The following is a 25,609-nucleotide window of genomic DNA, read 5'->3' as shown; positions in this document are numbered from 1 at the left end:
CGATGCCCTTCATCCCACCCAGACCGACGCGTCACGCAACACCGCGTCCCAGGAGGACGACATGAGCACGACCACGAACGACACCACTCCCCGTCACGAGAACCCGAACGCCGCCGAACCGCTCGGCGCACAGGCCGACGTCGACGTCCTGCGCGCCGCGCTCGACGGCCCGTGGCGCGACCTTCGCGAGCGCGTGCGCCGCGAACTGCCGGCCGACGCCATCACGGGCACCCCGGGCGAGCCGATCGACGTCCAGCGCGAGCGCGTCACCCGTCAGGTACTCGCCCTCGCGGACATGGGCTACGGCTCCATCGGCTTCCCCACCGAGCACGGCGGCACCCTCGACTACGGCGCCTCCTGCGTCGCGTTCGAGATGCAAGCCTTCGGCGACCTGTCGCTCCTCATCAAACTCGGCGTCCAGTTCGGCCTGTTCGGCGGCGCGCTCGCCCGCCTCGGCACCGAGCGTCACCTCTCGGCGTACCTGCCCGACATCATGTCGGGGCGCCTCATGGGCTGCTTCGCCATGACGGAGATCGGCCACGGTTCCAACGTCGCAGAGGTCGAGACGACCGCGACGTACGACATCGAGACCGACGAGATCGTCATTCACTCCCCCACCGTCTCCGCGACGAAGACCTACATCGGCAACGCCGCGAAGGACGGCAAGGCGGCCGTGGTCTTCGCCCAGCTCGTCGTGCCGCAGGTCGGCGACGTCCCGGACGGCGAGGAGGAGAGCGGCGAGCACGGCGTGCACGCCCTGTTCGTGCGCATCCGCGACGACGAGGGCAACCCGATGCCCGGCGTCACGATCGGCGACAACGGCGCCAAGGGCGGCCTGCCGGGCGTCGACAACGGCACCATCGCGTTCGACCACGTCCGCGTGCCGCGCGAGAACCTGCTCGACAAGTTCGGCGGCATCGACGAGACCGGCGCCTACGTCTCCGAGATCGACAACGTCAACCGACGCTTCTTCACGATGCTCGGCACCCTCGTGCGCGGCCGCGTCTGCGTCGGTGGCGGCTCGGGTTCCGCGGCGCAGAAGGCGCTGGCCATCGCCATCCGCTACGGCGACCAGCGCCGTCAGTTCGACGCTCCGGGTGAGGAGCAGGAGATCGTCGTCCTCGACTACCTCGCGCACCAGCGCAAGCTGCTGCCGCGCCTGGCGAAGTCGTACGCGCTGCGGTTCGCGCAGAACGCCATGACCTCGCGCCTGCAGGAGCTCGAGGACGCGGCCAAATCCGCCGAGGGCGGCACGCCCGGCCCCGACCACGAGGACGCCCAGCGCGAACTCGAGTCGTGGGTGGCCGGCATGAAGGCGCAGACGACCTGGCACGCGCTCGACACCATCCAGGCCTGCCGCGAGGCCTGCGGTGGCGCCGGGTACATGGCCGTCAACGGCCTGACGCAGATGCGCGCGGACGTCGACGTCTTCGCCACCTTCGAGGGCGACAACACCGTGCTCATGCAGCTCGTCGCCAAGGGTCTGCTCACCGAGTACCGCGACAGCTGGGGCGACCTCGACATCGCCGGCATGATCGCCCGCGTGGCCTCCCAGACCGTCGAGGGTCTCGTGGAGAACACGCTCAAGCGCGCCGGCCTGCAGAAGCTCATCGACGGCGCCACGCCGCGCAACGACGAGACCGCTCTCGACTCGCGCGGCTGGCAGGAATCGATGTTCTCCGAGCGCGCGAGCCACCTGCTCGAGACGGCGGCGATGCGTCTGCGCAAGGCCGGCAAGGACAACGGCTTCGAGGTGTTCAACAACGCCCAGGACCACATCCTCGCCGCCGCGAAGGCCGACATCGACCTGCGCGTCTTCGAGGCCTTCCAGGACGGCCTCGAGGCGATGGAGGACGGCTCGGCCCGCGACCTCATGGCGAAGGTCTTCGACCTCTACGCCCTGTCGTCGATCGAGGAGGACAAGGGCTGGTTCATGGAGCACGGCCGCCTCTCGGTGGCGCGCTCCAAGGCCGTCACGACGCGCATCAACTCGCTGTGCGGCGAGCTGCGCCCGCACGCCGTCATGCTGACGGAGGCGTTCGGCATCCCCGAGGGCTGGCTCGAGAACGACCTCATCGACCTCGGCCAGGACCGCGCCGGCGTCACCCGCTGACACGAAATCCTCGCACCACCTCAGACGGCGGCCCGGCTCAACGTAGCTGGGCCGCCGTCGGTGTCCGTCAGCGCTCGCTACGGCACGGCGACCGGGCCTGCCGCGAGCGCCGTTAGGGTCGGATCATGCAGACGATCCATCACATCGCCCTGGCCGACGAGTGGGACGAGGCGCAGCGTGAGGGCACCTACGCGACGTCGACGCTCGGCATGAGCATCGACGCCGTGGGCTACCTGCACGCGAGCTTCCCCGAGCAGGTTCGCCCAACCCTCGAGCGCTTCTACTCCGACGTCGACGCGCCGCTCGTCCTGCTCACGCTCGACCCGGAGGCCCTGGCCGAGGCGGGCCTCGAGGTGCGCGTCGAACCGGCGGCGCCCGACGACCCCGAGAGTGAGCGCTTCGCGCACGTGTACGGCGGCGTGCTGCCCGTCAACGCTGTCAGCTCTGTCGAGTCGCTCGAGTTGCCCGGCACGCAGGCGTGAACAGCAGCAAGGACAAGACGAAGGCCCCGCAGCTGATGCTGCGGGGCCTTCGTGCACTGGGGTGCCAGGTGAAGGATTCGAACCTTCGAAGCTTTCGCGACGGATTTACAGTCCGCTCCCATTGGCCGCTCGGGCAACCTGGCTCGCGTGCTCGGAAACCATAGCAAAGAGGCGGGAGGCTGGGCGAATCGGCTCGCGCGTCCCACCCGCGCGGCGCCACCTTCGCCGACCGCCTCCCCTAACCGGCGTGTCGGGCTCTATCGTGGCGCTGGAGAAAGCACTCACCCGCGACCCGAGGAGACACCGTGGCAGACAGCTCGTTCGACATCGTCAGCAAGATCGACAAGCAGGAAGTCGCGAACGCCGTCAACCAGGCGGCCAAGGAGATCTCGTCGCGCTACGACTTCAAGAACGTCGGCGCCTCCGTCGAGCTGTCCGGCGACTCGATCGTCATGAAGGCCAACTCCGAGGAGCGCACCCTCGCCGTTCTCGACGTGCTGCAGACGAAGCTCGTCAAGCGCGGTGTCTCGCTCAAGACGCTCGACTACGGCAGCGACGAGCCGACGCCGAAGCTCTCCGGCAAGGAGTACCGACTCGAGGCCGCCCTCAAGGAGGGCATCTCGTCGGAAAACGCCAAAAAGATCAGCAAGCTCATCCGTGACGAGGGCCCCAAGACGGTCAAGGCACGTATCGAGGGTGACGAACTGCGCGTCACGAGCAAGAGCCGTGACGACCTGCAGACCGTGCAGCAGCTCCTTCGCGGCGCCGACCTCGACGTGGCCCTGCAGTTCACGAACTACCGCTGACCCGGCCATGACCTCCCTCCGCGAGTCCTACGCGCTACGGACGTGGGCACTCGTGCTCGTTCTCGTCGTTCTCGCCGCGGCCGGTGGCGAACGCCTCGTCGACACGCTGGCCGACGACGAGGAAACGGTCGCCTGGGCACACGGAGCACGCCTGGCCTCGTCCGCCGTGACACTCGTTGTCTCGCTCGTCGCGCTCGCGCTCATGGGGCGTGGACACCATCGTCGGATGGCCACGTTGCGCCCTGCCGCGCCCACCCCGACGAAGCTGTTGGGTTCCGCCCGGGACGAGGAGGAGCAGGCGCAGATGCTCGTCGAGACCTTCCCGCTGACGACGTGCCTGCTCGTGCTCGCCCTGGCGGTGGCGGTGTTCGTCGCGACCTACCCGGAGGAGCCCGCGTTCGTGCGGGTTCTTGCCTCGACGGGAGCCCTCATCACGTTCCTGTGGCTCCTCGGGGCCGTCGCCTCCCGCGTGCGCGCGGGACGGGCGCTACGCAGCTGAGAGCCGCCGGTCAGTGCAGTGGGTTGGGCAGGAGGAGTTCGGTGTTGCGGTCGGCCGGGGTGCCCAGCCCCTCGCGCTCGGCGTTGATGTCGTTGTACGACAGTTCGCGGTAGAGGGACGCCAGCGCAGCCTGGGAGCCGTCGGAGTAGGAGGCCTGGTACGGCGCCGCCGACTCGACGAGCGTCGTGAAGAGGCTCAGGGTGCCGTCGGCGTTGTCGCAGACCTCGATGATGCGGGCGAGCTGGGGGAAGTCGACGTGGCTGGCCGTGTTGATCTCCCAGAAGCTGCGCTCCGGATCGCGGTGACGGCGCGCGGTGATGCTGTTGACGTGAGTGTGGCCGTTGACCCAGGCGATGACGTTCGGGAAGCGCTTCAGGGTGTTGACGACTTCGAGGCCACCGTGGCGGATCTCGGGCTTGCCCGGGTCGAGGAGCAGGTTGTTCATCGACTCGCTCGTGTGGTGGCTGAACAGGACGAACAACTCGTCGTCGACCTGACGCTTCTGCTCGGCGCCCCAGACATCGAAGAACCGGCTGCTGCCGGCCTCCAGACGGCGCTGCAGCCAGCGGAACTGCTCGTCACCGAGGCTGCCCTCGGTCCAGCCCGCGCGGTTCGTCGAATCCATGGCGATGCCGGTGACGCCGTCGGCGATGCGGAACGCGTAGTAGCCACGGCCCGTGGCGACGTTCTCCTCGGTGAAGCCGTGCCCTCCGCTCGGCAGGTGCGCCTTCATGTACTCGACGGGCGTGAACGGCGCGCGACGGGCGTCCGGAGTCACGCTGCGCGTCGTCATCGACGATGTCTGCGGCAGGGTGCGCGAGGCGCCGGTGTAGGCACGACGTAGCTGCGTGTTCGAGGTTGACGCCTTGAACCCCATGAACTTCTTGTCACTCGTGTAGAGCTTCGCGACGGCCGCCCAGTCGCTCGGCAGCACCCCGCTCATCGAGTCGTCGTGGTTACCGAAGACGCTGAACCACGGCGTCTTGAGGCCGTGGCTGCGGTGCGGCGCAACGGCGCGGGCGAAGAATCCGGGCACCGTCGGGAAGCCGGCCTCCTTGTACCGGTCGCGCACGGCGTCGTCGCTCACGTTGTAGAACTGCTCGTCACCGCCGGTGGCGACGCCCTCCCACTCAGTGGCGGCACCGGTGTTCTGCCGAATCGTTCCACCGTTCATCACGGCGAGGAACCAGTCGAGTTCGACCGACTCGTGGTTGTCGGTGTTGTCGCCGGTGGAGACGACGCAGTCGAAGACGCGCCCGGAGAAGGGCCCCTTCGCCAGATCGTTGATGCGCTTGACGAGCTGCGCCCCACCGTGCGAGCCGAGCGGCTCCTGCGGGCGGAACGCGCTGCCGTTGACCGTGCTCAACCACTCGAAGCGCACCGGGCTCTGGGCGTCGATCATGTGCAGGTCGGTGAACTGAACGATGCTCGCGAGCGCCTTACGGGTGTCGTCGCGGTTCGGCTTGGCTGCGACCAACTCGTCGCGCACGACGAGTGCCCAACCCGGCCCGGCAGTGAGGCGCGCGTAACCCGACGAGGCCTTCGGCGTCGCGACGTTCGCCAGCGTCGTGCCCTTGGTGAACACGCTTCGCGACGCCGCGTAGGCAACCTGGCGATCGGTGGCGACGCCGGCGAAGGCGAGGGCGGCGAGGGAGCCTGAGGCACCCTTGAGGACACGGCGGCGGGAGATGTCGGACACGGGGAGACCTCTTCTCGGGCTGGGCGATCGTCCGAACATCGTGCCCGGCCACCTCTACTCCCCAGTAACCCGCAACTGAACGTCGAATGAACGGCCCCTCGGGAGCGTTTCGTGAGGCCCCGCGGCTTACGCCTGCGTAGGGAAGCGGGGTGGGAGGCGCCGCCATCGTCGGCGTCGTAGCATGGCTGGAGCTACCCATCAGTATCGAAAGGCTGCGACCATGCCCCGCAACATTTACGACGAGGACCACGAGGCGTTCCGCTCCTCCGCCCGCGAGTTCGTCGAGCGCACCCTCGCCCCGCGTGCCGAGGAGATGATCCGCGATCACGTCATCGCGCGTGACATCTGGCTCGAGGCCGGCAAGCAGGGCTTCTTCGGCCTGTGCATTCCGGAGGAGTACGGCGGCGCCGGCATCGACGACTACCGCTTCAACGCGATCTTCGCCGAAGAGATCAGCAAGTTCACCGCCGCCGTCGCGTCGTGCTTCGGCATCCACTCGGATGTCACCGCGCCGTACATCGTCAGCCTCGGCACCGAGGAGCAGAAGCAGAAGTACCTGCCGCGGGTCGCGACGGGTGAGCTGATCCTGTCGATCGGCATGACGGAGCCGTCGGGCGGTTCGGACCTCGCCAACCTCAAGTCGATCGCCGTCAAGGCCGACGACGGTTCGGGCGACTGGATCCTCAACGGTTCGAAGACGTTCATCACGAACGGCCACCAGTGCGACGTCGCCGTTGTGGCGGCACGCACGGACCCGAGCAAGGGCGCCAAGGGCATCTCGCTGTTCCTCGTCGAGGCCAGCACCGAGGGCTTCACGAAGGGCAACAAGCTCGACAAGGTCGGCCAGGTCGAGTCCGACACCTCCGAGCTGTTCTTCGACAATGTGCGTCTGCCCGCCGACGCGCTGCTCGGCCCGCAGGACCTCGGCTTCATCGCGATGATGAAGCACCTGCCGCAAGAGCGCATCGGCAACGCCATCGCCAACATCGCGAACGCGAAGCAGATCCTCGCCGAGACGATCCAGTACTCGAAGGACCGCAAGGCCTTCGGCCAGTCGATCGGTTCGTTCCAGCACAACACGTTCAAGATCGCCGAGATGGTGACGAAGATCGAGGTCTCCGAGGCGTACATCGACGACTGTGTCGCCGCGCACGCCGAGGGCAAGCTGACGGCCGTCGACGCCGCGAAGGCGAAGTGGTGGGCCGCCCAGGTGCAGTGCGACGTACTCGACGAGTGCGTGCAGTTGCACGGTGGCTACGGCTACATGAACGAGTACCGCGTGGCACGTGCGTGGCGTGACGCTCGCGTGCACAAGATCTGGGCCGGTTCGAACGAGATCATGAAGATGATCATCGGGCGTGACCTGGGACTCTGAGAAGCGGGAACCGGAGGTTGAGGGGCCCGCGAGCGCAAGCGAGCTCGCCCCTCGGCCGCAGGTAGACACCGACAGAACAAGCCAGAGAAAATCTCTCTGAGCTCGTAGAAGTCTGACGAGAAGGGCCGGTTCGAGCGTCTGCTCGAACCGGCCCTTCTCCGTTTCCCCTCAGGCGAACGCTTCGGCCGTCGTCGTGACGGCCCCCGTTGCGGCGGGCTGCTTGGTATAGGCGGCTTGCGCGTTGAGCACGGCAATCGACTGCTCGGGCGAGAACTCAGCGCCCCACTGCCGCAGATCACCGGTGGTGTGCGCGTCGGACACCAGCGTCACGTCGTAGCCGCGGTGGATGCCGCCGTAGAACGTGCTGCGGATGCACGCGTCTGTCTGCGCGCCCGCGAGGACGATCTCGCGAGCCCCCAGCGCCTCCAGCTGCTGAGCCAGGTCGGTCTCGACGAAGGAGTCGCTCCACGTCTTGTGCACGATCGCCTCGTCGTCGGCGGGCGAGAGCTGCGGCACGATCTGCCATTCGGCACTCCCCTTCGCGAGCCCTGCGTCGGAGTGCTGCACCCACACGACGGGAGCGTCGGCGGCGCGAGCCGCCTCGACCAGTTTCGCCACGTTCGCGATGACGGCGTCGGAACCGACCGACTCCTCCATGACGTCGACCTGCACGTCGACCACCAGTAACACTCGTTCGCCCATGACATTCACGCTACACGCGGCCACCGACAACCCAGCGATTCCGGGAAGGCGCATCGTAGGGAGTTCAATTCACGACGGCCGACTGGACCGGGAACTATTGAGCAACGCTCAATAGTTGTTGCAGCATCATCGATGTGATGTGATTCAGAGCACATCGACGTTTCATCTCGCGGGGGTTTCTCCATGTCCGACATGCCTTACGTTTCCACGACCCTCTCCCTGGCCAGCGTTCTCGCCGAGCCGGCCCGTCGAGAGCCGGACGCCATCGCCCTCGTCCAGGGAGAGCAGCGCCTCACGTACGCCGAGACGTGGCAGCGGGCGCGCCGCACGGCAGCACAGCTCGTGGCCGACGGCGTGCAGCCCGGCGACCGCGTCGCTCTGCTCGCGCCGAACGTCATCGAGTTCGTCACCTCGTACTACGGAATCCTCGCTGCGGGCGGCGTCGTCGTTCCCATTCCGACGCTTCTGCAGGGCCGCGAGGCGGCGTATCTCATCGACACCGCCGAGGCGAGCCACCTCATGTACCACCCGGCCGTCGCCGCTGCGGCCACCAAGGCTGCCGAGATGACGGGCGTTCCGACCCACGACATCACGACGTACGGCACCGACGCCGAGCCACTCACCACGTTCGTCACGCGCGAGCCGCTCGACCCGGCCGTCATCTTCTTCACGAGCGGCACGACCGGACGCCCCAAGGGGGCCATCCTCACCCACCTCAACCTCGTGATGAACGCCACCGTCAGCGCCTTCGACGGCAACGGCGTGCCGCCCGGCACGATCGCCCTCGGGTGCCTGCCGCTCTTCCACGTCTTCGGCCAGTCGGTCTCGCTCAACGCGGGCTTCCGCCACACCGCGACGCTCGTGCTCCAGCCGCGCTTCGACGCGAGGGAGGCCCTCGAGATCATGAACCGCGAGGGCGTCACGATGATCTGCGCGGTGCCGACGATGTACATCCAGCTTCTCGCCGCGGTGGCGGAGAACCCCGACATTCCGGTGCCGCAACTCGAGGACGCCGTCAGTGGCGGCGCCTCCCTGCCGGTCGCCGTGCTCGAGCGCTTCGAGGCCACCTTCTCGACCAAGATTCACGAGGGTTACGGCCTGAGCGAGACCTCGCCGTCCATCACGTCGAACCAGGAGCAACTCGGCGTCGAGGCCGGCAGCGTCGGCCACAGCCTGTGGGGCATCGACATCGCCATCGCCGACGTCACCGTGCCCGACCACATCGAGTTCGTGCCCGCCGGGGAGCGCGGCGAGGTCATCGTCCGCGGCCACGCCGTCTTCGCGGGCTACTGGAACAACGAGGCCGCCACCCGCGAGGTGCTGCAGGACGGCTGGTTCCGCACCGGCGACATCGGCATCCAGGACGAGTCGGGGCGCCTGCGCATCGTCGACCGCACGAAGGACCTCGTCATCCGCGGCGGCTACAACGTTTACCCACGCGAGGTCGAGGAAGCTCTCATGCGCCACGAGGGCGTCGACCAGGTCGCCGTCATCGGAGTGCCGGACGAGCAGTACGGCGAGGAGATCATGGCCGTCATCGTGCCGAGCGAAGGGGCCCGACTCGACGGCGACGAGATCATCGCCTGGAGCCGCGAGCGCCTCGGATCGCACAAGTACCCGCGCCGCGTCGAGATCGTCGGCGAGCTGCCGCTCGGGCCGAGCATGAAGGTTCTCAAGCGCGAATTGCGCACCCAGTACTCCACCGGGGAATAGAGTTGTTGAGCAACGCTCAATAAGCATCGAGAGGAAGCATCGCGCATGCCAGTACAGACCCAGCGCTTCGAGGGCAAGGTGGCCATCGTTACCGGAGCGAGCCGCGGCATCGGCCTTGCCATCGCGCAGCGCCTCGTCGACGAGGGCGCCAACGTCATCATCACGGCGCGCGGCCAGGAGGCTCTCGACGCCGCCGTCGCCCAGCTCGGTGACGCCGCGCTGGCGCGCGCGGGCAAGGCTCAGGACAAGGAGCACCAGGAGGACGTCGTGCGCACCGCGCTCGACACCTGGGGCCGCCTCGACGTGCTCGTCAACAACACGGGCATCAACCCCGTCTTCGGTGGCCTCATGGACCTCGACGACTCAGCGGCCACGAAGATCTCCGAGGTCAACCTCCTCGCCACGCTGTCCTGGACGCGCACCGCGTGGAACCTGTGGATGAAGGAGAACGGCGGCTCCGTCGTCAACCTGGCCAGCATCGCCGGCCTGCGCACGGCCCCCGGCATCGCCTACTACGGCGTGACGAAGGCCGGCCTCATCCACCTCACCGAGGAGCTGGCCGTCGAGCTCGGCCCCACGGTGCGCGTCAACGCCGTGGCCCCCGCCGTCGTCAAGACCGACTTCGCCAAGGCCCTCTACGAGGGCCGTGAGGACGAGGTCGCCAAGCCGTACCCGCTCAAGCGCCTCGGCCGCCCCGAGGACATCACCGGCCCCGTCGCCTTCCTCGCCTCCGAGGATGCGGCCTGGGTGACGGGCCAGACGCTGCCGATCGACGGTGGCATCACGCTCACCGGCGGCTTCTGAGCATCCCGAAACCCTCGAACTCCCGAAGAAAGGACATCCCCATGACCCAGCGAACCGCCATCGTCACCGGTGCCGCGCGCGGCATCGGCGCGGCCGTCGCCCAGCGTCTCGCCTCCGACGGCTTGCAGGTTGCCGTCATCGACCTCGACGAGAGCGCGTGCGCCTCGACGGTCGAGGCCATCACGTCCGCTGGCGGCAAGGCCATCGCCGTCGGCGCCGACGTCTCCGACGAGGAGAGCGTCAAGAAGGCCGTCCAGCGCGTCGCCGACGAGCTCGGTGCCCCCACCGTGCTCATCAACAACGCCGGCATCCTGCGCGACAACCTGCTGTTCAAGATGAGCGTCGACGACTGGGACATGGTCATGGGCGTTCACCTGCGCGGCAGCTTCCTCATGGCCCGCGAGGCCCAGGCACACATGACGAAGGAAGGCTTCGGCCGCATCGTCAACCTGTCGTCGAGCTCGGCGCTCGGCAACCGCGGTCAGGCCAACTACTCGGCCGCCAAGGCCGGTCTGCAGGGCTTCACGAAGACCCTCGCCATCGAGCTCGGCAAGTTCGGCGTCACCGTCAACGCCATCGCTCCGGGCTTCATCGCCACGGACATGACGGCGGCCACCGCCGAGCGTGTCGGCGTGCCGTTCGACGACTTCATGAAGGGCGCGGCGGACGCCACGGCCGTCAAGAAGGTGGGCCGCCCCGAGGACATCGCCAACGCGGCGTCGTTCTTCTGCGACGAGCGCTCCGGGTACGTCTCCGGCCAGGTGCTCTACGTCGCCGGCGGACCCCTGAACTGAAGGAGGAGCTCATGCGTACGTTCAACGGACTCGAGGAACTCAAGGCCGCCGTCGGCGAGGAACTCGGCTCGAGCGAGTGGCACGAGGTCACCCAGACGATGGTCGACCAGTTCGCCGAGGCGACGGGCGACCATCAGTGGATCCACGTCGACCCGGAGAAGGCGAAGGCCGGCCCGTTCGGCACGACGATCGCTCACGGCTACCTCACGCTGAGCCTCGTGCCGATGCTGGCTGCCGAGATCTGGTCGATCGAGAACATCTCGATGGCCGTCAACTACGGCTCGAACAAGGTGCGTTTCACGCAGCCGGTTCCCGTCGGCTCGCGCGTGCGCGGCACCGCCGTGCTCGACGAGGTCAAGGAGTCGCCCAAGGGCGCCCAGGTGGCCATGACGTTCACCGTCGAGATCGAGGGCGAGGAGCGCCCGGCCTGTGTCGCACAGACGCTGTCGGTCATCGTGCCCTGACGCGCGTAGCCGCTGACGCGAGGCCCGACCCGGAGTCCCTGCTCCGCGGTCGGGCCTCGTTCGTCTTCCCCCGTCCTGTCCGGAAATGAACCGCCCGTCAGCGGGCGAAGACGGCGCGGGAGGCGATGACCTCGCGCATCGTGGCGTGCGCATCGACAACCGAGCGGCGCACCGACGCCGGGAGCTGCTGATCGAGCATCCGGCGCACCTCGACGTCGAGCTCCTCGCTCGCGAGGGCGGCGGGGAACGCGAGCGAGGCGACGCGGGCGAGGGCGTCCTCCCCCACCCACTCCCGCATGCGCGGGATGTCGCTGACGTAGCGCTCCACGTACGGCGCGAGAGTGGCCTCGTCGTCGGCCGACCAGAAACCGGAGGCGAGCGCGTTCATCTCGTAGTTGCTGTGAGCCGGCGAATCCTCGCTCGGCGCTGCCGTGAGCTCCTCCCAGGCCCACACCTTCGTCGCGGCGTCCGGGAACGACGCGCGAGCTGTGAGGTAGCCCAGGCGGCCGGACATCGTGTTGTCGGCGGCGAGCGCCTCGTCGAGATCGTCGATCGTGACGGCGTCGAGCTGCGCGAGGCGGCGCGCCACCCGCCAACGGAACGGAGTGTCACCGTCGAGCCCGGCGGGCAGGTCCTCTCCCCGGAACCACGGCGTGAGGCGCCCGGCGTCACCCGTACCGGCCAACAGGCGCGCGCCCGCGAGGGTGCGCGGGTCGTGTTCACCGTCGGCCTCGGCCAGCATGCGCTCGGCAAGGTCCGCGAGCCCGGCGAGCGCAGCCGGACGCTCGGACCACGGCAGGAAACGACCGACGACTGCGCCCAGAGCGAGCGAGGTGGCGACGTCGAGCACGGGCATCTGCGTCTCGGCCGGAAGCGCGGCCTCGGCTATCGCGAGGATCTGCTCGGGCGCCACCTCGGCGCGGGCCAGGCCGTGCGCGAGCGCCGTCCAGATCATGGCGCGCGTCGTCGCGTCGTCGATCCCCGGTAGCGCCCCCGCCATGGCCTCGAGGCTCGCGTCGTCGAACGCCACACCCGCCCACGTGAGGTCACCCGCGTCCGGCACGACGAGTGCAACGCTCTCGCCTCCCGTCGCAGCGGCGATGTTCGGCAGCTTCACGCGCCCGCTCACGCCGTGCAGATCGTCGGCGGCCACCTCGGCGCCCGCCTGGTCGTAGGCGGCGACGCGCACCGTGTGAACACGCGTCGCAGGGCGATCCGGGTCGGGCGTGATGACGAGTCGGGGGCTCGCGGTCTCGCCCACGTTGTCGCCGTCATGCTCGATCCGCAACGTGTCCATTCCGGCCGTCTCGAGCCACGCCTGCGCCCATTCGGTGAGGTCGCGTCCCGCCGCCTGCGAGAGTGCCTCGAGGAAGTCCGCGAGGGTGGCGTTCGCGAAGGCGTGACGCTCGAGGTGAGCGCGCACCCCGGCGACGAACGCGTCGTCCCCGATGTGGTGGATGAGCTGACGTAGAACGGCCGAGCCCTTGGCGTAGGAGATGCCGTCGAAGTTCTGCAGGGCCGTGTCCGTGTCGTCGGCGGGTGCCCCCGCGACGGGGTGCGTGGACGGCGAGCGCTCCGCCGCGTATCCCCAGGCCTTGCGGGAGGCTGCGACGTCGACCCAGGCGTCGTCGAACTCGGTGGCGGCCTCGAGCGTCCGGTTCGCCATGTACTCGGCGAAGGATTCGTTGAGCCACAGGTCGTCCCACCACTGCATCGTGACGAGATCGCCGAACCACATGTGCGCCATCTCGTGGCTGATCGTGTTGGCGCGCACGAGATGCTCGGTGCGCCCGGCCGCCCCGGTGAAGACGAGCTGGTCGCGGAACGTGACGCAGCCGGGGTTCTCCATGGCGCCCGCGTTGAACTCGGGCACGAACACCTGGTGGTACTCCCCGAACGGGTACCGGATGCCGAAGAGCGAGTGGTAGTGGTCGAACGACTGCTTCGTCACCGTGAGCATCTCGGGCGCCTGCGCTTCGAGGTGGTCTCGCAGCGACGCGCGGGCGTGGATGCCGAGGCGGATGCCGTCGTGCTCGTCGGTCACCGTGGCGAACGTGCCGGCACAGACGGTGACGAAGTAGGTGGCCAGTGGCTTCGTCGTCTCGGCCCGCCAGAGCCCGGGTTCGACCTCACGCATCGCTCCGTTCGCCACGACGATCCAGCCGCCGGGGGCGCGCACCGTGACGTCGTAGGGCGCCTTGAGGTCGGGCTGGTCGAAACACGCGTAGACGCGCGGCGCAGCATCCATGAAGAGGTGACCGTAGACATAGGCCTCGCCGTCCGCCGGGTCCTCGGCACGGTGCAGCCCCTGGCCGTCGCGGCCGTAGCGCATCGTAGCGGTGACGACGAGTTCGTTGTGTTCGGCGAGATCCGTCAGGTGCAGACGGCGTCCCTCGAGGGCCGACACGGGCAGCTTGCGGCCGTTGAGCATCGCCGACTCGAGGCTCACCGGGTCGAGGTCGGCAAACGTCGAGGCACCGTTCTGCGCCGTGAACGTCAGCCGCGTCGTCGAGGCGAACTCTCGTGGGCCCCGGTCGAGATCCAGCTCGATGTCGTAGTGCTCGGGGCGAACGATCTGCGAGCGCTCGCGGGCTTCGTCACGGGTCAGCGTCATGGGCTCATCCTGCCACCCGCGACCGAGTCGTCGAGGGGAGCACGAACGCGTCGCGACACGCCGAAAGCCGAACGCCTCACGGGCTGGCTCCTCGAACGTTCCTTACGACGTGAGCGTGACGCGCATCGCGGGGAAGGCCACCTCGGTGAAGCCGGCGCGCTCGTACAAGACGCGGCCCGCCTCGGTGGCCATGAGTTCGGCCCGACCCACACCCGTTCCTCTGGCCCACGCCAGCACCGCGTCGAAGGCCTGACGCCCGAAGCCGCGCCCGCGGTGGTCGGCAAAGGTACACACATTGCTGATGAGAACGTCGCGGCCGTGCGGAACCGCCGGTGAAGGCGCCGCGTCACGGACGGCCCCGACGGCACCTGCCACGACCTCGCCGTCGGCTTCCACGACGAAGAACCCGTGGTCAGGGCTGTCCAGGCGTTCGGCGAACCAGCGTCGGGCCTCTGGCTGCCAGGCGCGGGTGCCCTCGGCGCCCATGGCGGTGAACATCTCCGCTCGAAGCGCCACCAACGCGTCAACATCCCGACGCTCCGCGCGCCGGGCCGTTCCTTCGCCGCTCATGCGATCACAGTATCGAGGCAGCGCTCGACGCTCAGCCCTGGTGCGGACCGGGCCGGTAGGGCCCGTCGAACCGCTGGGGCATCCGGATGCGCTGGCCGGCCATCTGCTCGAGGCGCTCGATGCGGTCGGCCGTCTTCGGGTGCGTGGAAAACATGCGCGAGATGTCCTGCGCACGGAACGGGTTGGCGATGAACGCGTGGCTCGCGTTCTGCAGCTGCGGCGTCGGCGCGAGCGGGGCCGAGGCGACTCCCGCTTCGAGCTTGGCGAGCGCCGAGGCGAGCGCGAGCGGGTCGCCCGTCAGCTTGGAACCGTCCTCGTCGGCGTCGAACTCACGCGTGCGGCTGATGGCCATCTGGATGACCGACGCTGCGAGCGGCGCGAGGAACGCCATGAAGAGCATGACGATGGGGTTCGGGCGGTTCTCGCTGCTCGAGCCGCCGCCGAAGAACATCATCATCTGCGCGACGCTCGTGATGAGGCCGGCGAGGGCTCCGGCGACGGACGATGTGAGGATGTCGCGGTTGTAGACGTGCATGAGCTCGTGGCCCAGCACACCACGCAGTTCACGCTCGTCGAGCAGGCCGAGGATGCCCTCGGTGCAGCAGACCTTTGCGTTGTTCGGGTTGCGGCCCGTGGCGAACGCGTTAGGTGCCTGCGTCGGCGAGATGTACAGCTCGGGCATCGGCTTGCCGGCCTTCGTCGACAGCTCGCGCACGATGCGGTACATCGCGGGCGCCTGCGTCTCGCTCACCGGGTAGGCCTGCATCGCGCGGATGGCAAGCTTGCCGGAGTTCCAGTACGCGTAGAAGTTCATCGCGAGACCGATGACGGCGAACACACCGATGTAGCGGCCGTTGCCGATCACCGCGCCGAGGCCGAGCAGCAGAGCCCAGATGAGCCCGAACAGCGCGGCCGTCTTCAGCCCGTTGAAATGCCTGTGCATGTCCGGTTCAACGAAGGCTCGGGTGCGGATGTTCCGGCGCGGTCGGCCCCAGATGTGAACTCTGGCCCGATCTGTGACCGGCGCAGGTCACAGACCGAGCCAAAGATCACAGCCTGTGCGGCGGAGCGCGTCAGAAGAGGGCGAGGAGGACGTTCGGCGCGAGGCTCGTCGTCACGACGGCGAGCGAGACGAGCGCGGCGAGCACGCCGTAGACCTTCTTGGGGCGCGGCAAGGGCGTGAGTTCGGGTTCGTTGCCCGACAGCGCCGCCACAGCGGCTGCCTCCTCGGAGACGTCGTCGTTCTCGGGCGCGGGGGTGGCGACGGGCGCGAACATCGCGGCGATCCAGCGCAGGTACACCGCCACGCCGAGCACGGCGTTGAGCAGAGCGATGACGACGAGCCACCACACTCCCCCGGCGACGACCGGCTTGAGCGCCACGATCTTCGCGACGACGCCGATGATGCTCGGCGGCAGCCCGGCCAGGGCGAGAAGGCCGAGCGCGAGCGTCGCGGCCATCATCGGGCGGGTGCGGAACAGGCCGCGCAGGTCACCGATCGTCGTCTCGTACTCGCGCGAACGGGCGTCCTCGAGGGCCGCCAGGACGACGAAGACAGCGAGCGTTCCGATCGTGTAGAGCGCGAGGTAGGCGGCGGCCGCGGTGACGGAACCACCGGCGACGACCGTCATCGGCAGCACGACCCAGCCGGCCTGCGCCACCGTCGACCACGCCATGAAGCGCAGCGCGCCGTCCTGACGCCAAGCCATGACGTTGCCGACCGTCATCGACAGGGCCGCGACGACGGCGAGCGCCGTGAGCGCGGACGAGCCGAGCGACGACGCGGCGCGCAGCACGACGAGCATGCCGCCGAGAGCACCGACCTTGGACGTCGTGGCAAGGAAAGCCGCGACCCAGGAGCCCGAGCCCTCGAACGCCTCCGGCGTCCACGCGTGGAACGGAGCGAGGGAGAGTTTGAAGCCGACACCCGCGATGACGAGCATCATCGCGAGGACGACGAGGGGCTTGCGGGCCGGGTCGGCGAAGGCGTCGAGCACCTGGTCGCCGGTCATCGACGCCGTACCCGTGGCCGCGAACCACACGGCCGCGCCGAGGGCGAGGACGGCGAACGAGACGAGGGCCGTCACGAGCAAGGTGAGGGCGCCGTGAGCGGCCTGCCGGCCCCCACGCAGAGCGACGAGCGCGACGCTGGGAATCGTGGCGAGCTCGATGAGCACGAGCCAGGAGCCGAGATCACGGGCCGCAACGACGCCGACGCAGCCGGCCGTCGCGGCGAGCACGAGCATCGCCCGCACAGCGGGGTGGCCCTTCGTGCCGGGCACGTCGCTGGTCTTCTCGGCGAGGGCGAGCACCGCGACCACCGCCGCGGAGGCGAGCGCCAGGCCCTGCAGACCGACGCCGGTCTGGTCGGCCTGCCAGTAGCAGCCGCCCGAGGCGTCGCACAGGCTCGTGCCGTGACCGCCGGTCACGGCACCGACGATAAGTGCGCCGAGGCCGCCGAGACACGCCAGGACGGCGAGCACCCACGGGAGGCGGGCTCGCCCGGGCAGAACGACGTCGACGAGGAGCACGAGAAGGGCACCCACCATCGGCACGACGGCGGGAGCGAGTGCGAGGGCGTCGAAGGAAATCTTCACTTGAGGCCTCCGAGCAGCCGCGGCAGGTCGGCGTCTGCCACGTTCATGAGCAGCGTCGGCGCAAGGCCGAGGACGAAGACGGCCGCCACGAGCACGCCGATGGCGAGCCATTCGAGACCGACGACCCGCTCGGTGGCCACAGAGGCGCTCGCCTCGGCGTGCTCACCGGCGGTGGACGCCGGGGTGGCCCCGTCGCTCGTGCCGAGCGTGGCGTCAGCGGCCTCGGGCGCGAGCTCCCCGGCCCACACCGCACGCAGCACACGCACGCCGTAGGCCGCAGCGAGAACGGCGCCGAACGCGGCCACTGCCGTCAGGACGTGGAACAGGGCGCCCGGGCGGTGCGGAGCACCCCAGGCAGCGAACAGCGCGAGGATCTCACCCCAGAAGCCGGCGAGACCGGGCAGGCCGATGGCTGCCGCGGTGCCGACGACGAGGGCGAAACCGAGCCGCGGATCGCTGTTACGCAAGCCGACCATCGGTTCGTCGACGTCCACCGCACCGCGACGCGCCTTGAGCGCGCCGACGACGGCGAACAGGAGCGCGGAGATGACGCCGTGTGCGATGTTGCCGTACAGCGCAGCCTGCAGACCGATCTGCTGACCGGCTGCGAGCGCAAGCATGACGAAGCCCATGTGCGCGATCGACGACCACGCCACGAGGCGCTTGAGGTCCCGTTCGACGAGGCAAACGAGCCCCCCGACGATGATGCCGACCACCGCGAGAACCGCGATGAGGGGGGCGATCGTGCGCCACGCGACGGGCAGCGGCAGGACGACGAGACGGATGAAGCCGTACGTGCCGAGCTTGAGCAGGACGGCGGCGAGGAGCATCGAGCCGGCCGTCGGGGCGGCCGTGTGAGCCCGCGGCAGCCACGAGTGAACACCGATGAGCGGCACCTTGACGGCGAGGCCGAGGGTGAGCAGCACGCCCGCCGTCATCGCGATGGGGAACGGCAGTGCGGCAGCCGCACCACCGGCGAGCCGTTCGAGGTCACTCGTGCCCGCCGAGACAACGAGCAGGAGGATGCCGGCGAGCATGAACATCGAGCCGCCGACGGTGTAGAGAACGAACATCCACCCGGCACGACGGCGGTCGGCCGCGGCGTCACCGAAGCGGTCGATGAGCACCCACATCGGCACGAGAACGACTTCGAAGGCGATGAAGAACGCAACCGCGTCACGGACACTGAACGCCGCGACGGCACCACCGAGAACGACGAGCAGGCAGCCGTAGAACAGCCCGGGTGTGCCCTTCGGTCGCTGGCGGGAACTGACGGCGACGGCCAGCAGCGTCACGGCCGCCGCGAGGATGACGAGCGGAGCGCTGATGCCGTCGGTGGCCAGGTGGAGGCGCATTCCGAGGCCGGGCACCCACGGCTTGTCGATGTGGGCGTCCGTGACGACGGCCGCGACGCACGCGGCGAGGGTGACGACGCTCGCGAGCATCGCGACGGCCCAGGCGCCGGTGTGACCGACAGGGCGTCCGAGTCGGTCGCCCGCCATGAGGGCGGCACCGACGCCGAGCGGCACCGCCACGGCCGCGAGCAGAACGAGGCTCACCACAGCGTCACCCCCAGGATCGAAGCGATGACGACGCCGACGATCACCCACGACAGGCCTGTCGCGGGACGTCGTCCGTGGACGCCGTCGAGAGCCTTGCCGGCGCGGGCCAGGGCACCGGGCGCACGCGTTGCGGCAGCGTCGACGCCCGAGTCGAGGCGGTGGACGCCGCGAGCCAGCGCGAGCACGGGACGCGTCACGAGAGTGCGGTAGAGCGTCTCGACACCGAACCCTCGCGAGGCGGCCAGCGGGATGTGGCGCGGCAGGCGACGGGCGGCGTCACCGTAGAGCTGGCCGAGCGACATGATGCGCACGACGAGGCCGGTGGCGACGATGAGCAGTACCGAGGCGCCCATCATGGCGAGGTTGAGGTGACTCGTGTCGATGTCGAACAGCGGCGTGAAGGCGAGGAGCCCGCCGAACACTCCCCCGAGCACGAGCATCCACAGCGCGAGGCGCACCGAGACGCCCGGGCGCGGCAGCACCTCGTCCTCCTCGATCTCCTCGATCGGGTCGATCTCGTCACCGAACTCGTTGACCTCCGGAGTGCTGCGCAGCATCTCGACGATGTCGACGTCACGCACCGTGTGGGAGTCGGTGAGCACCTGACGTTCACCACGCCGTTCGAGGACGGTGCGGTGCTGCAGGATGAGCCACGCGCGGGCCGAGTACGCGGCGGTGCCGACGATGATGAGCGCGAGCATGATGAAGCCGACGAGTCCCTCGACGTGTCCGTCGCTCTGGGAGCGCACGGCGTTCTCGAGCATCGCGTCCTTCGAGACGAACGCGACGGTCGGCGGCAGGCCGGCCATCGTGAACAGGGCGAGGGTCACGGGGACGAAGGTCTTGGGCAGCCGACGGGTTGCGCCCGTCATCCGGGTGACGAGCGTGGAGCCGACGACCACCGCGAGCCAGCCGACGAGCAGGAACAACAGCGACTTGAAGAAGGCGTGACCGACGAGGTGCAGGAGCGCGGCGTCGGCGCCCTCGCCCGGGGCCAGCGCGCCGAGGCCGAGGAGCATGAGGCCGACCTGGCTGATCGTCGACCACGCGAGCAGCCGCTTGATGTCGACCTGCGCGAACGCGCTCACCGCAGCGAACACGGACGTCGCGCCGGCGAGGATGACGAGGGTGAGACGGGCCGTCGGTTCGGCGGCCAAGAGCGGCAGGAACTGGGCGAGCACGACGGTGCCCGCGGCCACCATCGTCGCGGCGTGGATGAGTGCCGACGCGGGCGTCGGGCCCTCCATGGCGTCGGGCAGCCAGTCGGTGAACGGAAGCTGTGCGGACTTGCCGAGCACACCGCACACGAGGCCGAGCAGAAGAACGAGGCGCAGGGTGCCGTGGGCGTCGAGGTTCGAGGTGCTCCAGGCCGTGACGATCTCGCTGATGCGCGTCGTGCGCGCACCCATGGCGAGGCCGGCGAGGCCGACGACGAGCGGCGCGTCGGCCACGCGCGTGACGAGGAACGCCTTGAGCGCGGCGCGGCGCGGGCCCGGCTGGTTGCTCTCGTGGCCGATGAGCAGGTAAGAGCACCAGGCCATGACCTCCCAGCCGACGAGGGTGAGCAGCACGTCGTCGGAGAGGACGACGAGCACCATGGCGGCGGTGAAGGCGGAGACCGTGGCGGCGAACGAGCGGTAGCGCGGGTCGGAGAACAGGTACCAGCGCGCGAACATCTGGACGCACGTCGCGACGAAGAGCGCGACGGCCGCGATGAGCGCGCCGGTCGGTGTCACCCGCAGTTCGAGCGGCGCCTTGAGCGCGGGCCCGAGCGGCAGGGACCCGACGGTGACGAGGTGCTGGGCGACCGGCGTCGTGAGCTGCTGCGCGACGAGCAGAATCGCCGCGACGAGGCCACCGAGCGTGCCGAGGGCCGCGAGCGCGTAGGCGCCGGCGTTACGGCGCCCCAGGAGGAAAGCCAGCACCGCGCCGAGCAGCGGGACGGCGACGGCGGCCTGCGCGAGGTGTGCGGTCACGACGTCACCCGCCCGTCGGTCCGGTCGTCGACGGGCGCGTGGGCCGCGTCATCGTCGAGGCGCTCGGTGAGGTCGATGTGCCCGCGCATTCGGAACGCGGCCAGGATGATGCCGAGCGCGAGCGTCACCTCGGCGGCGGCGAGCGTGATGACGAAGATCGTGAGGATCTGCCCTGCTGCGGCGTCGTCGGGAAGGGTCGTGCTCATCGTGACGAGGATGAGGCTCGCCGAGGCGAGGATCAGTTCGACCCCGACGAGCATGAGCACGGCGTTACGGCGCGCCAGCACGCCGTAGACGCCCGAACCGGCGAGCACGGCGGCGAGTGCGAAGGGCAGGAGGAGGTGGATCACTTCGAGCCACCGTCCTTGCGCGTGCCGATCATCGCGAGGGCGCCGACGAGCGCGGCGAGCAGCACGAGCGAGAGCACCTCGAACGGCCAGGCGAAGCGGCCGAAGAGGTTGGCGGCGAGGTTGGCGTTCGTTCCGCCGTCGAGGCCGACCTGCTGCGACCCGAAGGCTGCCGCGAAGGCGGCGAAGAGCAGGCCACCGGTGGCTGCGGAAATGACGAGGGCCACCATCCGGCCGGCCATCGGCACGTCGTGATCGGCGCTCTTGCCGATGGGAGCGCGCGTCAACATGACGGCGAACAACACGAGCACGACGACGGCACCGACGTAGACGAGCAGCTGCACGAGCGCGACGAGTTCGGCGCCGAGCACGAGGTAGCAGCCCGACAACGTCGTCATACACAGGGTGAGCCACAGCGCGGCGTGTACGAGCTGACGCGTCGTTACGGCGCAGACGGCCGACACGGCACTGATGAGGCCGAGGCAGCCGAAGAGGGCGTCGTGCACGGTCATGGGCTCACTCCTTTCGTCGTCGTCGCGTTGGCTCGGGTCACTTCGTCACGTTCCGGCGCGCCACCCGTGGGGGCTTGCTCGCCGCTGCGACCTCGGGCGCCTCGGGGGCACGCTCGTCGAGGTCGGGCGGGGCCGGAACCGTGCGCATCCACTCGCCGAGCTGCTCCTTCTCGTGGAGCAGGTCGCGGATGTCGCCGGAGGCGTACTCGAACTCCGGGCTCCAGAAGAGCGCGTCGAACGGGCACACCTCGATGCAGATGCCGCAGTACATGCACAGTGAGAAATCGATGGCGAAGCGGTCGACGACGTTGCGCTGACGATCACGCCCACCCGGCGTCTCGCTGGGAATCGTCTCCTTGTGCGAGTCGATGTAGAGGCACCAGTCGGGGCACTCGCGCGCACAGAGCATGCACGCGGTGCAGTTCTCCTCGAGCAGCGCGATGACGCCGCGACTACGCGGCGGCAGGTCCGGCTTCTCGTCCGGGTACTGACGCGTCGACGTCTTCTTCGTCATGGTGCGCGCCGTCGTGGCCATTCCGGAAAGAAGGCCGCGGATCGGCCCCTTCTCGCGGCCCGAGGCGGGCAGGTCGTGGACGTGGTGAGCGTGCTCGTGCACGTGCTCGCCGTGGTCGTGGTTCGCGTTCTGCTCGGTCATGCGGTGTAGATCACTCCTGCCGCGGTGAGAGCCAACTGGAACAGGGCAAGGGGAACGAGGAAGAACCACGCGAAGCGCTGCAGTTGGTCCTCGCGCAGGCGCGGCCAGCTCATGCGCACCCACAGGACGACGAACGCGACGGCGGCGGTCTTGAGCAGCATCCAGACGAAGCCGAGCGCCCCGTCGAACGGACCGTTCCACCCGCCGAGGTAGAGCGCGGCGAACAGCGCCGACATGACGACGATGCCCGCGTACTCGGACAGCAGGAACAGCGCGAAGCGCAGGCCCGTGTACTCCGTCATCGCACCCATGACGACCTCGGAGTCGGCCACGGGCATGTCGAACGGCGGGCGCTGCAGTTCGGCGGTGGCCGCGATGAGCAGCACGATCGCACCGGGCAGCTGCCACAGCAGCCAGATCGGGTGCCAGGCGTGCACGATGCCGCCGATCGAGAGCGACCCTGCCGCCATCGCGAACGACGCGCACGCGAGGATGAGCGGCACCTCGTAGCTGACGAGCTGAGCGGCGGAACGGAACGCGCCGAGCATGGCGTACTTGTTACCCGAACCGAAGCCGGCCATGAGCGTCGCGACGGTGCCGATGCCGGAAACGGCCAGCACGTAGACGAGCGATGCTGGCAGGTCGCCGGCCACGGTGGACGGCGTGAACGGGATGGCGACGAGCGCGAGCAGGTAGCTGAACATCGACACCGCAGGAGCCAGGCGGAAGACCGGCTTGTCGGCGGCGCGAGGAACGACGTCCTCCTTCTGCGCGAACTTCACACCGTCAGCGACGAGCTGCGCCCATCCGTGGAAACCACCGGCCTTCATCGGGCCGAGGCGCCCCTGCATGTGGGCCATCACCTTGTGCTCGGCCTGGCCGAGCACGAGCGGCAGCACCATGAAGCACACGAGCACGGCGACGCTACGCAGGACGATCTCAAGGACGCTCATCGCGGCCCCCACGTCTCGTCGGGCACGCCGGGTGCCATGACCTTGCGACGCTTCGAGGCTCCCGCGCGGCCGCCGGACTCACCGGGATCCTTGATGCCCGGCCACTCCTTGCTCGCGCGCGCCGTGAGGACGAACGACTTGCGCAGTGGCGTACCGGTGAAACTCGCGGGCAGCAGGAGCTTGCGCACGCCCTGCCCGGTGCCGTCGTCGAAGCCGGCGAAGTCGATGCCGAACATCTCGAAGGTCTCGCGCTCGTGCCAGGCCGCGCCGCGCCACAGCCCGGTGAGGCTGGCGATACTCGGGGCGCCCGCACCGTGGTCGTCGACTTCGAGGCGCGTGCGTACGAGGATGCTGCGGCGAGCGCCGCCGGCGATGTCGTACAGGTGCGTGACGATGTCGAAGCCCGCGGGCTTGCCGTCGGAGGGACCGGATTCGCCACGGTCGCTCTCGTCGACGGCGGTGAGGAAGTCGAAAAACGTGAAGCCCTCCGAGCGCAGACGCTCATGGGCTTCGACCCAGTCGGACGCCTCGACGTCGTGGGTGGGGACGTCGCGCGTCATCCCTCACCATCCTCGTCGGTCTTCGCCTGCTCCGTTTTGGTCGGCCCCGTCTTGGTCTCGTCGGTCTTCGCCTGCTCGGCGGCGCGACGTTCGCGTGCCTTACGGCGGGCCTCGGCGATGCGGGCGGCACGCTCGTCGTCAGAGATGTCGGCCTTCGTCGTCGGTGCCTTGTCGGGGGCCTTTTCGGGGTCGCCCGTCTGCGCAGCCTTCTCCTGTTCCGCCTTGCGCTCACGCGCCCTACGGCGCGCCTCGGCGATGCGGGCGGCGCGCTCGTCGTCTGGAGCGTCGGCCTTCGAGGCCGGCTTGGCCACGTCGGCGGCTGTTTCCTCGGTACCGCCTGACTGTGCTGCCTTCTCCTGCTCGGCCTTGCGCTCACGCGCCTTGTGACGAGCCTCCGCGATGCGGGCCGCACGCTCGTCGTCGGAGAGGTCGGTCTTCGCGGCGGGCTTGCCGCCGTTGTCGCTCGCGCCTTCCCCAGCGGCCGACGAGGTGTCCTTCTCCGCCTTGCGCTCTCGCGCCTTGCGGCGGGCTTCCGCGATGCGGGCGGCGCGCTCGTCGTCGCTGAGATTCGCCTTGCCTGCGGGCTTGGCGTCCGCAGGTGCGGGCTCGGGCGTTGCCTTCGACTCGGTGGCCCCACCTTCCTTCGCGGGCTCTGCCACCGTCTCCGCCTCGGGTGCGGCGGGCTTCGTCACGAGGGGGCGCTGCACCGACGCGGCGGTGCGCCCCCGGCCGGCGAACGGGTTGAGGCGGGCGAGGATGCCCTCGCTGCTCACCTTCTCCTCGGCGATCTGGTTCTGGAGCGTGACGATGCCCTGCAGCAGCGCCTCGGGGCGCGGCGGGCAGCCGGGCACGTAGACGTCAACGGGCACGAGCTGGTCGACGCCCTTCGTCACGGAGTACGAATCCCAGTACGGCCCACCTGAGTTCGAGCACGCACCGAAGCTGATGACGTACTTCGGCTCGGGCATCTGGTCGTAGAGGCGCCGCACGGCAGGAGCCATCTTGTCGGTCACCGTGCCGGAGACGACCATGAGGTCGGCCTGCCGCGGGCCGGGAGCGAACGGGATGACACCGAGGCGGATGAAGTCGTGACGCGACATCGACCCGGCGATGAATTCGATGGCGCAGCAGGCGAGCCCGAAGTTGAAGACCCACAGCGAGTACCGGCGACCCCAGTTGAGGACGAGGCGCATCGGCTTGGGGGCGTGTTCCTGAACGGCGCCGACGCTCGGACGCACGGTGGGCATGGGCAGATCGGTCGTCATCGGATCACCCGCCTCACAGCCAGCTCAGGACGCCGCGACGGGCGGCGTGGGCCAGACCGACGAGAAGCACGAGGATGAAGATGCCCATCTCGACGACCGAAGCGACGCCGAGCCCGGAGGTGCGCAGCACGAGCGCCCACGGGAAGAGGTAGACGGCGTCGACCGCGAAGACGACATAGAGGAACGCGTACGCCACGTAGCGGAAGCCCGACTGCTGCCAGTCGCCGCCGCTCGGGTCGACTCCCGACTCGTACGTGGCGAGCTTCGCCCCACTCGGAGCTCGCGGTGCCAGAACTCGACGAACCACCATGGCAGCCGTGAAGAGACCGACGCCCCCGAGGGTGACGCCGAGCACCACCAGGTAGCCCAGGAGTCCGGAATTCACCAGGCAAGCCTAACGAGCCGACTCGCCGGGGGCGGAAAGGCTGGGGGTGCGTGTCTTCACAGTGAGACACATCGGGCGTGGCACCATACGCGCCGTCCCTCCGCCCGGCTCGAGGGGCCCGTGGTTCACCAGACCGTTCGAGCGGAGGTTTTTCGCGCAACG

The 25,609-nt window shown here is 69.2% G+C and carries 23 protein-coding genes, 1 tRNA gene and 1 pseudogene; 9 read left to right on the top strand and 16 right to left on the bottom strand.

Translation table 11 applies throughout. The features are described from left to right. Nucleotides 1–61: 61 nt before the first annotated feature. Complete coding sequence (locus EVU97_RS05830) at nt 62–2,113, top strand: acyl-CoA dehydrogenase (RefSeq protein ID WP_129664266.1); 2,052 nt, start codon at nt 62–64, stop codon at nt 2,111–2,113. A 125-nt stretch (nt 2,114–2,238) separates the two neighbouring features. After that, the gene (locus EVU97_RS05825; RefSeq protein ID WP_047310418.1) at nt 2,239–2,595 is read left to right on the top strand and encodes a DUF952 domain-containing protein; all 357 of its coding nucleotides are present in this window, start codon (nt 2,239–2,241) and stop codon (nt 2,593–2,595) included. Nucleotides 2,596–2,657: 62 nt separating this feature from the next. Here EVU97_RS05825 and EVU97_RS05820 read toward each other — a convergent pair. Continuing rightward, a tRNA-Tyr gene (locus tag EVU97_RS05820) sits at nt 2,658–2,738 on the bottom strand. A 162-nt stretch (nt 2,739–2,900) separates the two neighbouring features. Here EVU97_RS05820 and EVU97_RS05815 point away from each other — a divergent pair. Both EVU97_RS05815 and EVU97_RS14950 read left to right on the top strand, forming a co-directional pair. Then, on the top strand, nt 2,901–3,401 hold the full coding sequence (locus tag EVU97_RS05815; RefSeq protein WP_129664264.1) for a YajQ family cyclic di-GMP-binding protein: 501 nt from the start codon (nt 2,901–2,903) through the stop codon (nt 3,399–3,401). Nucleotides 3,402–3,408: 7 nt separating this feature from the next. Further along, nucleotides 3,409–3,900 (top strand): hypothetical protein, encoded by a 492-nt coding sequence (locus EVU97_RS14950; RefSeq protein ID WP_165357893.1) that lies wholly within the window; start codon nt 3,409–3,411, stop codon nt 3,898–3,900. Nucleotides 3,901–3,910: 10 nt separating this feature from the next. Here EVU97_RS14950 and EVU97_RS05805 read toward each other — a convergent pair whose 3' ends face one another. Then, entirely contained in the window at nt 3,911–5,599 is a 1,689-nt protein-coding gene (locus tag EVU97_RS05805) for a TIGR03767 family metallophosphoesterase (RefSeq protein WP_129664262.1), read from the bottom strand. A 220-nt stretch (nt 5,600–5,819) separates the two neighbouring features. Between EVU97_RS05805 and EVU97_RS05800 the strand changes: the two genes are divergently transcribed. Then, entirely contained in the window at nt 5,820–6,974 is a 1,155-nt protein-coding gene (locus EVU97_RS05800) for an acyl-CoA dehydrogenase family protein (RefSeq protein WP_129664260.1), read from the top strand. Between the two features lie 168 nt (nt 6,975–7,142). Here EVU97_RS05800 and EVU97_RS05795 read toward each other — a convergent pair whose 3' ends face one another. Continuing rightward, the gene (locus tag EVU97_RS05795; protein WP_129664258.1) at nt 7,143–7,676 is read right to left on the bottom strand and encodes an isochorismatase family protein; all 534 of its coding nucleotides are present in this window, start codon (nt 7,674–7,676) and stop codon (nt 7,143–7,145) included. 183 nt (nt 7,677–7,859) lie between these two features. Between EVU97_RS05795 and EVU97_RS05790 the strand changes: the two genes are divergently transcribed. From EVU97_RS05790 to EVU97_RS05775, 4 genes are read left to right on the top strand one after another with little or no spacing between them, the layout of a single operon-like run. After that, nucleotides 7,860–9,389 carry a long-chain fatty acid--CoA ligase gene (locus tag EVU97_RS05790; protein ID WP_129664256.1) on the top strand — a complete coding sequence of 510 codons (1,530 nt, stop codon included), beginning with the start codon at nt 7,860–7,862 and terminating at the stop codon, nt 9,387–9,389. A 45-nt stretch (nt 9,390–9,434) separates the two neighbouring features. Further along, complete coding sequence (locus EVU97_RS05785; RefSeq protein ID WP_129664254.1) at nt 9,435–10,193, top strand: SDR family oxidoreductase; 759 nt, start codon at nt 9,435–9,437, stop codon at nt 10,191–10,193. Between the two features lie 41 nt (nt 10,194–10,234). Beyond that, nucleotides 10,235–10,987, top strand: coding sequence for an SDR family oxidoreductase (locus EVU97_RS05780; protein WP_222617816.1), 753 nt, complete (start codon nt 10,235–10,237; stop codon nt 10,985–10,987). Nucleotides 10,988–10,998: 11 nt separating this feature from the next. Beyond that, nucleotides 10,999–11,451: a MaoC family dehydratase gene (locus EVU97_RS05775; RefSeq protein WP_047310426.1), complete on the top strand. Its 453-nt coding sequence runs from the start codon at nt 10,999–11,001 to the stop codon at nt 11,449–11,451. A 97-nt stretch (nt 11,452–11,548) separates the two neighbouring features. On the opposite strand, the gene pepN is transcribed toward EVU97_RS05775, so the two are convergent. From pepN to EVU97_RS05710, 13 genes and pseudogenes are all read right to left on the bottom strand, one after another. Beyond that, on the bottom strand, nt 11,549–14,065 hold the full coding sequence (gene pepN, locus EVU97_RS05770; protein WP_129664250.1) for an aminopeptidase N: 2,517 nt from the start codon (nt 14,063–14,065) through the stop codon (nt 11,549–11,551). Nucleotides 14,066–14,167: 102 nt separating this feature from the next. After that, a complete protein-coding gene (locus tag EVU97_RS05765; protein WP_118912268.1) occupies nt 14,168–14,635 on the bottom strand; it encodes a GNAT family N-acetyltransferase in 468 nt (155 codons plus the stop codon). 31 nt (nt 14,636–14,666) lie between these two features. Then, the gene (htpX, locus tag EVU97_RS05760; RefSeq protein ID WP_047310428.1) at nt 14,667–15,578 is read right to left on the bottom strand and encodes a zinc metalloprotease HtpX; all 912 of its coding nucleotides are present in this window, start codon (nt 15,576–15,578) and stop codon (nt 14,667–14,669) included. 130 nt (nt 15,579–15,708) lie between these two features. After that, nucleotides 15,709–17,232: an NADH-quinone oxidoreductase subunit N gene (locus EVU97_RS05755; protein ID WP_129664247.1), complete on the bottom strand. Its 1,524-nt coding sequence runs from the start codon at nt 17,230–17,232 to the stop codon at nt 15,709–15,711. Beyond that, the gene (locus EVU97_RS05750) at nt 17,229–18,791 is read right to left on the bottom strand and encodes a NuoM family protein (RefSeq protein WP_129664245.1); all 1,563 of its coding nucleotides are present in this window, start codon (nt 18,789–18,791) and stop codon (nt 17,229–17,231) included. The genes EVU97_RS05755 and EVU97_RS05750 overlap by 4 nt, the downstream gene beginning before the upstream one ends. Beyond that, entirely contained in the window at nt 18,788–20,770 is a 1,983-nt protein-coding gene (locus tag EVU97_RS05745; protein ID WP_129664243.1) for an NADH-quinone oxidoreductase subunit L, read from the bottom strand. The genes EVU97_RS05750 and EVU97_RS05745 overlap by 4 nt, the downstream gene beginning before the upstream one ends. Further along, the gene (gene nuoK, locus EVU97_RS05740) at nt 20,767–21,120 is read right to left on the bottom strand and encodes an NADH-quinone oxidoreductase subunit NuoK (RefSeq protein WP_129664241.1); all 354 of its coding nucleotides are present in this window, start codon (nt 21,118–21,120) and stop codon (nt 20,767–20,769) included. The genes EVU97_RS05745 and nuoK overlap by 4 nt, the downstream gene beginning before the upstream one ends. Further along, a complete protein-coding gene (locus EVU97_RS05735; RefSeq protein WP_047310432.1) occupies nt 21,117–21,629 on the bottom strand; it encodes an NADH-quinone oxidoreductase subunit J in 513 nt (170 codons plus the stop codon). Before EVU97_RS05735 ends, nuoK begins: the two co-directional genes overlap by 4 nt. A gap of 37 nt (nt 21,630–21,666) precedes the next feature. Next, nucleotides 21,667–22,284 (bottom strand): NADH-quinone oxidoreductase subunit I, encoded by a 618-nt coding sequence (locus EVU97_RS05730; protein WP_082128608.1) that lies wholly within the window; start codon nt 22,282–22,284, stop codon nt 21,667–21,669. Continuing rightward, the gene (locus EVU97_RS05725) at nt 22,281–23,237 is read right to left on the bottom strand and encodes a complex I subunit 1 family protein (RefSeq protein ID WP_129664239.1); all 957 of its coding nucleotides are present in this window, start codon (nt 23,235–23,237) and stop codon (nt 22,281–22,283) included. Before EVU97_RS05725 ends, EVU97_RS05730 begins: the two co-directional genes overlap by 4 nt. Beyond that, nucleotides 23,234–23,797, bottom strand: coding sequence for an NADH-quinone oxidoreductase subunit C (locus EVU97_RS05720; RefSeq protein ID WP_129664237.1), 564 nt, complete (start codon nt 23,795–23,797; stop codon nt 23,234–23,236). Before EVU97_RS05720 ends, EVU97_RS05725 begins: the two co-directional genes overlap by 4 nt. A gap of 776 nt (nt 23,798–24,573) precedes the next feature. Then, a pseudogene (locus EVU97_RS05715) lies at nt 24,574–25,062 on the bottom strand (NADH-quinone oxidoreductase subunit B); the annotation flags it as partial. A gap of 13 nt (nt 25,063–25,075) precedes the next feature. Beyond that, nucleotides 25,076–25,447: an NADH-quinone oxidoreductase subunit A gene (locus EVU97_RS05710; RefSeq protein WP_047310434.1), complete on the bottom strand. Its 372-nt coding sequence runs from the start codon at nt 25,445–25,447 to the stop codon at nt 25,076–25,078. Nucleotides 25,448–25,609 lie beyond the last annotated feature (162 nt).

This window comes from Dermacoccus sp. 147Ba (genome assembly GCF_004151355.1).
Lineage (GTDB): Bacteria > Actinomycetota > Actinomycetes > Actinomycetales > Dermatophilaceae > Dermacoccus > Dermacoccus abyssi.
Note: the sequence above shows the minus strand (reverse complement) of the source record. Positions and strands in the feature narration are given on the sequence as shown.

Excerpts from the sequence above, each read along its gene's own strand:
- htpX (WP_047310428.1), bottom strand. The coding sequence starts at position 15,578 with ATGCACAGGCATTTCAACGGGCTGAAGACGGCCGCGCTGTTCGGGCTC.
- EVU97_RS05795 (WP_129664258.1), bottom strand. The coding sequence starts at position 7,676 with ATGGGCGAACGAGTGTTACTGGTGGTCGACGTGCAGGTCGACGTCATG.
- pepN (WP_129664250.1), bottom strand. The coding sequence starts at position 14,065 with ATGACGCTGACCCGTGACGAAGCCCGCGAGCGCTCGCAGATCGTTCGC.
- EVU97_RS05735 (WP_047310432.1), bottom strand. The coding sequence starts at position 21,629 with ATGACCGTGCACGACGCCCTCTTCGGCTGCCTCGGCCTCATCAGTGCC.
- EVU97_RS05790 (WP_129664256.1), top strand. The coding sequence starts at position 7,860 with ATGTCCGACATGCCTTACGTTTCCACGACCCTCTCCCTGGCCAGCGTT.
- EVU97_RS14950 (WP_165357893.1), top strand. The coding sequence starts at position 3,409 with ATGACCTCCCTCCGCGAGTCCTACGCGCTACGGACGTGGGCACTCGTG.
- EVU97_RS05785 (WP_129664254.1), top strand. The coding sequence starts at position 9,435 with ATGCCAGTACAGACCCAGCGCTTCGAGGGCAAGGTGGCCATCGTTACC.
- EVU97_RS05775 (WP_047310426.1), top strand. The coding sequence starts at position 10,999 with ATGCGTACGTTCAACGGACTCGAGGAACTCAAGGCCGCCGTCGGCGAG.
- EVU97_RS05825 (WP_047310418.1), top strand. The coding sequence starts at position 2,239 with ATGCAGACGATCCATCACATCGCCCTGGCCGACGAGTGGGACGAGGCG.
- EVU97_RS05720 (WP_129664237.1), bottom strand. The coding sequence starts at position 23,797 with ATGACGCGCGACGTCCCCACCCACGACGTCGAGGCGTCCGACTGGGTC.
- EVU97_RS05780 (WP_222617816.1), top strand. The coding sequence starts at position 10,235 with ATGACCCAGCGAACCGCCATCGTCACCGGTGCCGCGCGCGGCATCGGC.
- EVU97_RS05730 (WP_082128608.1), bottom strand. The coding sequence starts at position 22,284 with ATGACCGAGCAGAACGCGAACCACGACCACGGCGAGCACGTGCACGAG.
- EVU97_RS05830 (WP_129664266.1), top strand. The coding sequence starts at position 62 with ATGAGCACGACCACGAACGACACCACTCCCCGTCACGAGAACCCGAAC.
- EVU97_RS05765 (WP_118912268.1), bottom strand. The coding sequence starts at position 14,635 with ATGAGCGGCGAAGGAACGGCCCGGCGCGCGGAGCGTCGGGATGTTGAC.
- EVU97_RS05725 (WP_129664239.1), bottom strand. The coding sequence starts at position 23,237 with ATGAGCGTCCTTGAGATCGTCCTGCGTAGCGTCGCCGTGCTCGTGTGC.
- EVU97_RS05800 (WP_129664260.1), top strand. The coding sequence starts at position 5,820 with ATGCCCCGCAACATTTACGACGAGGACCACGAGGCGTTCCGCTCCTCC.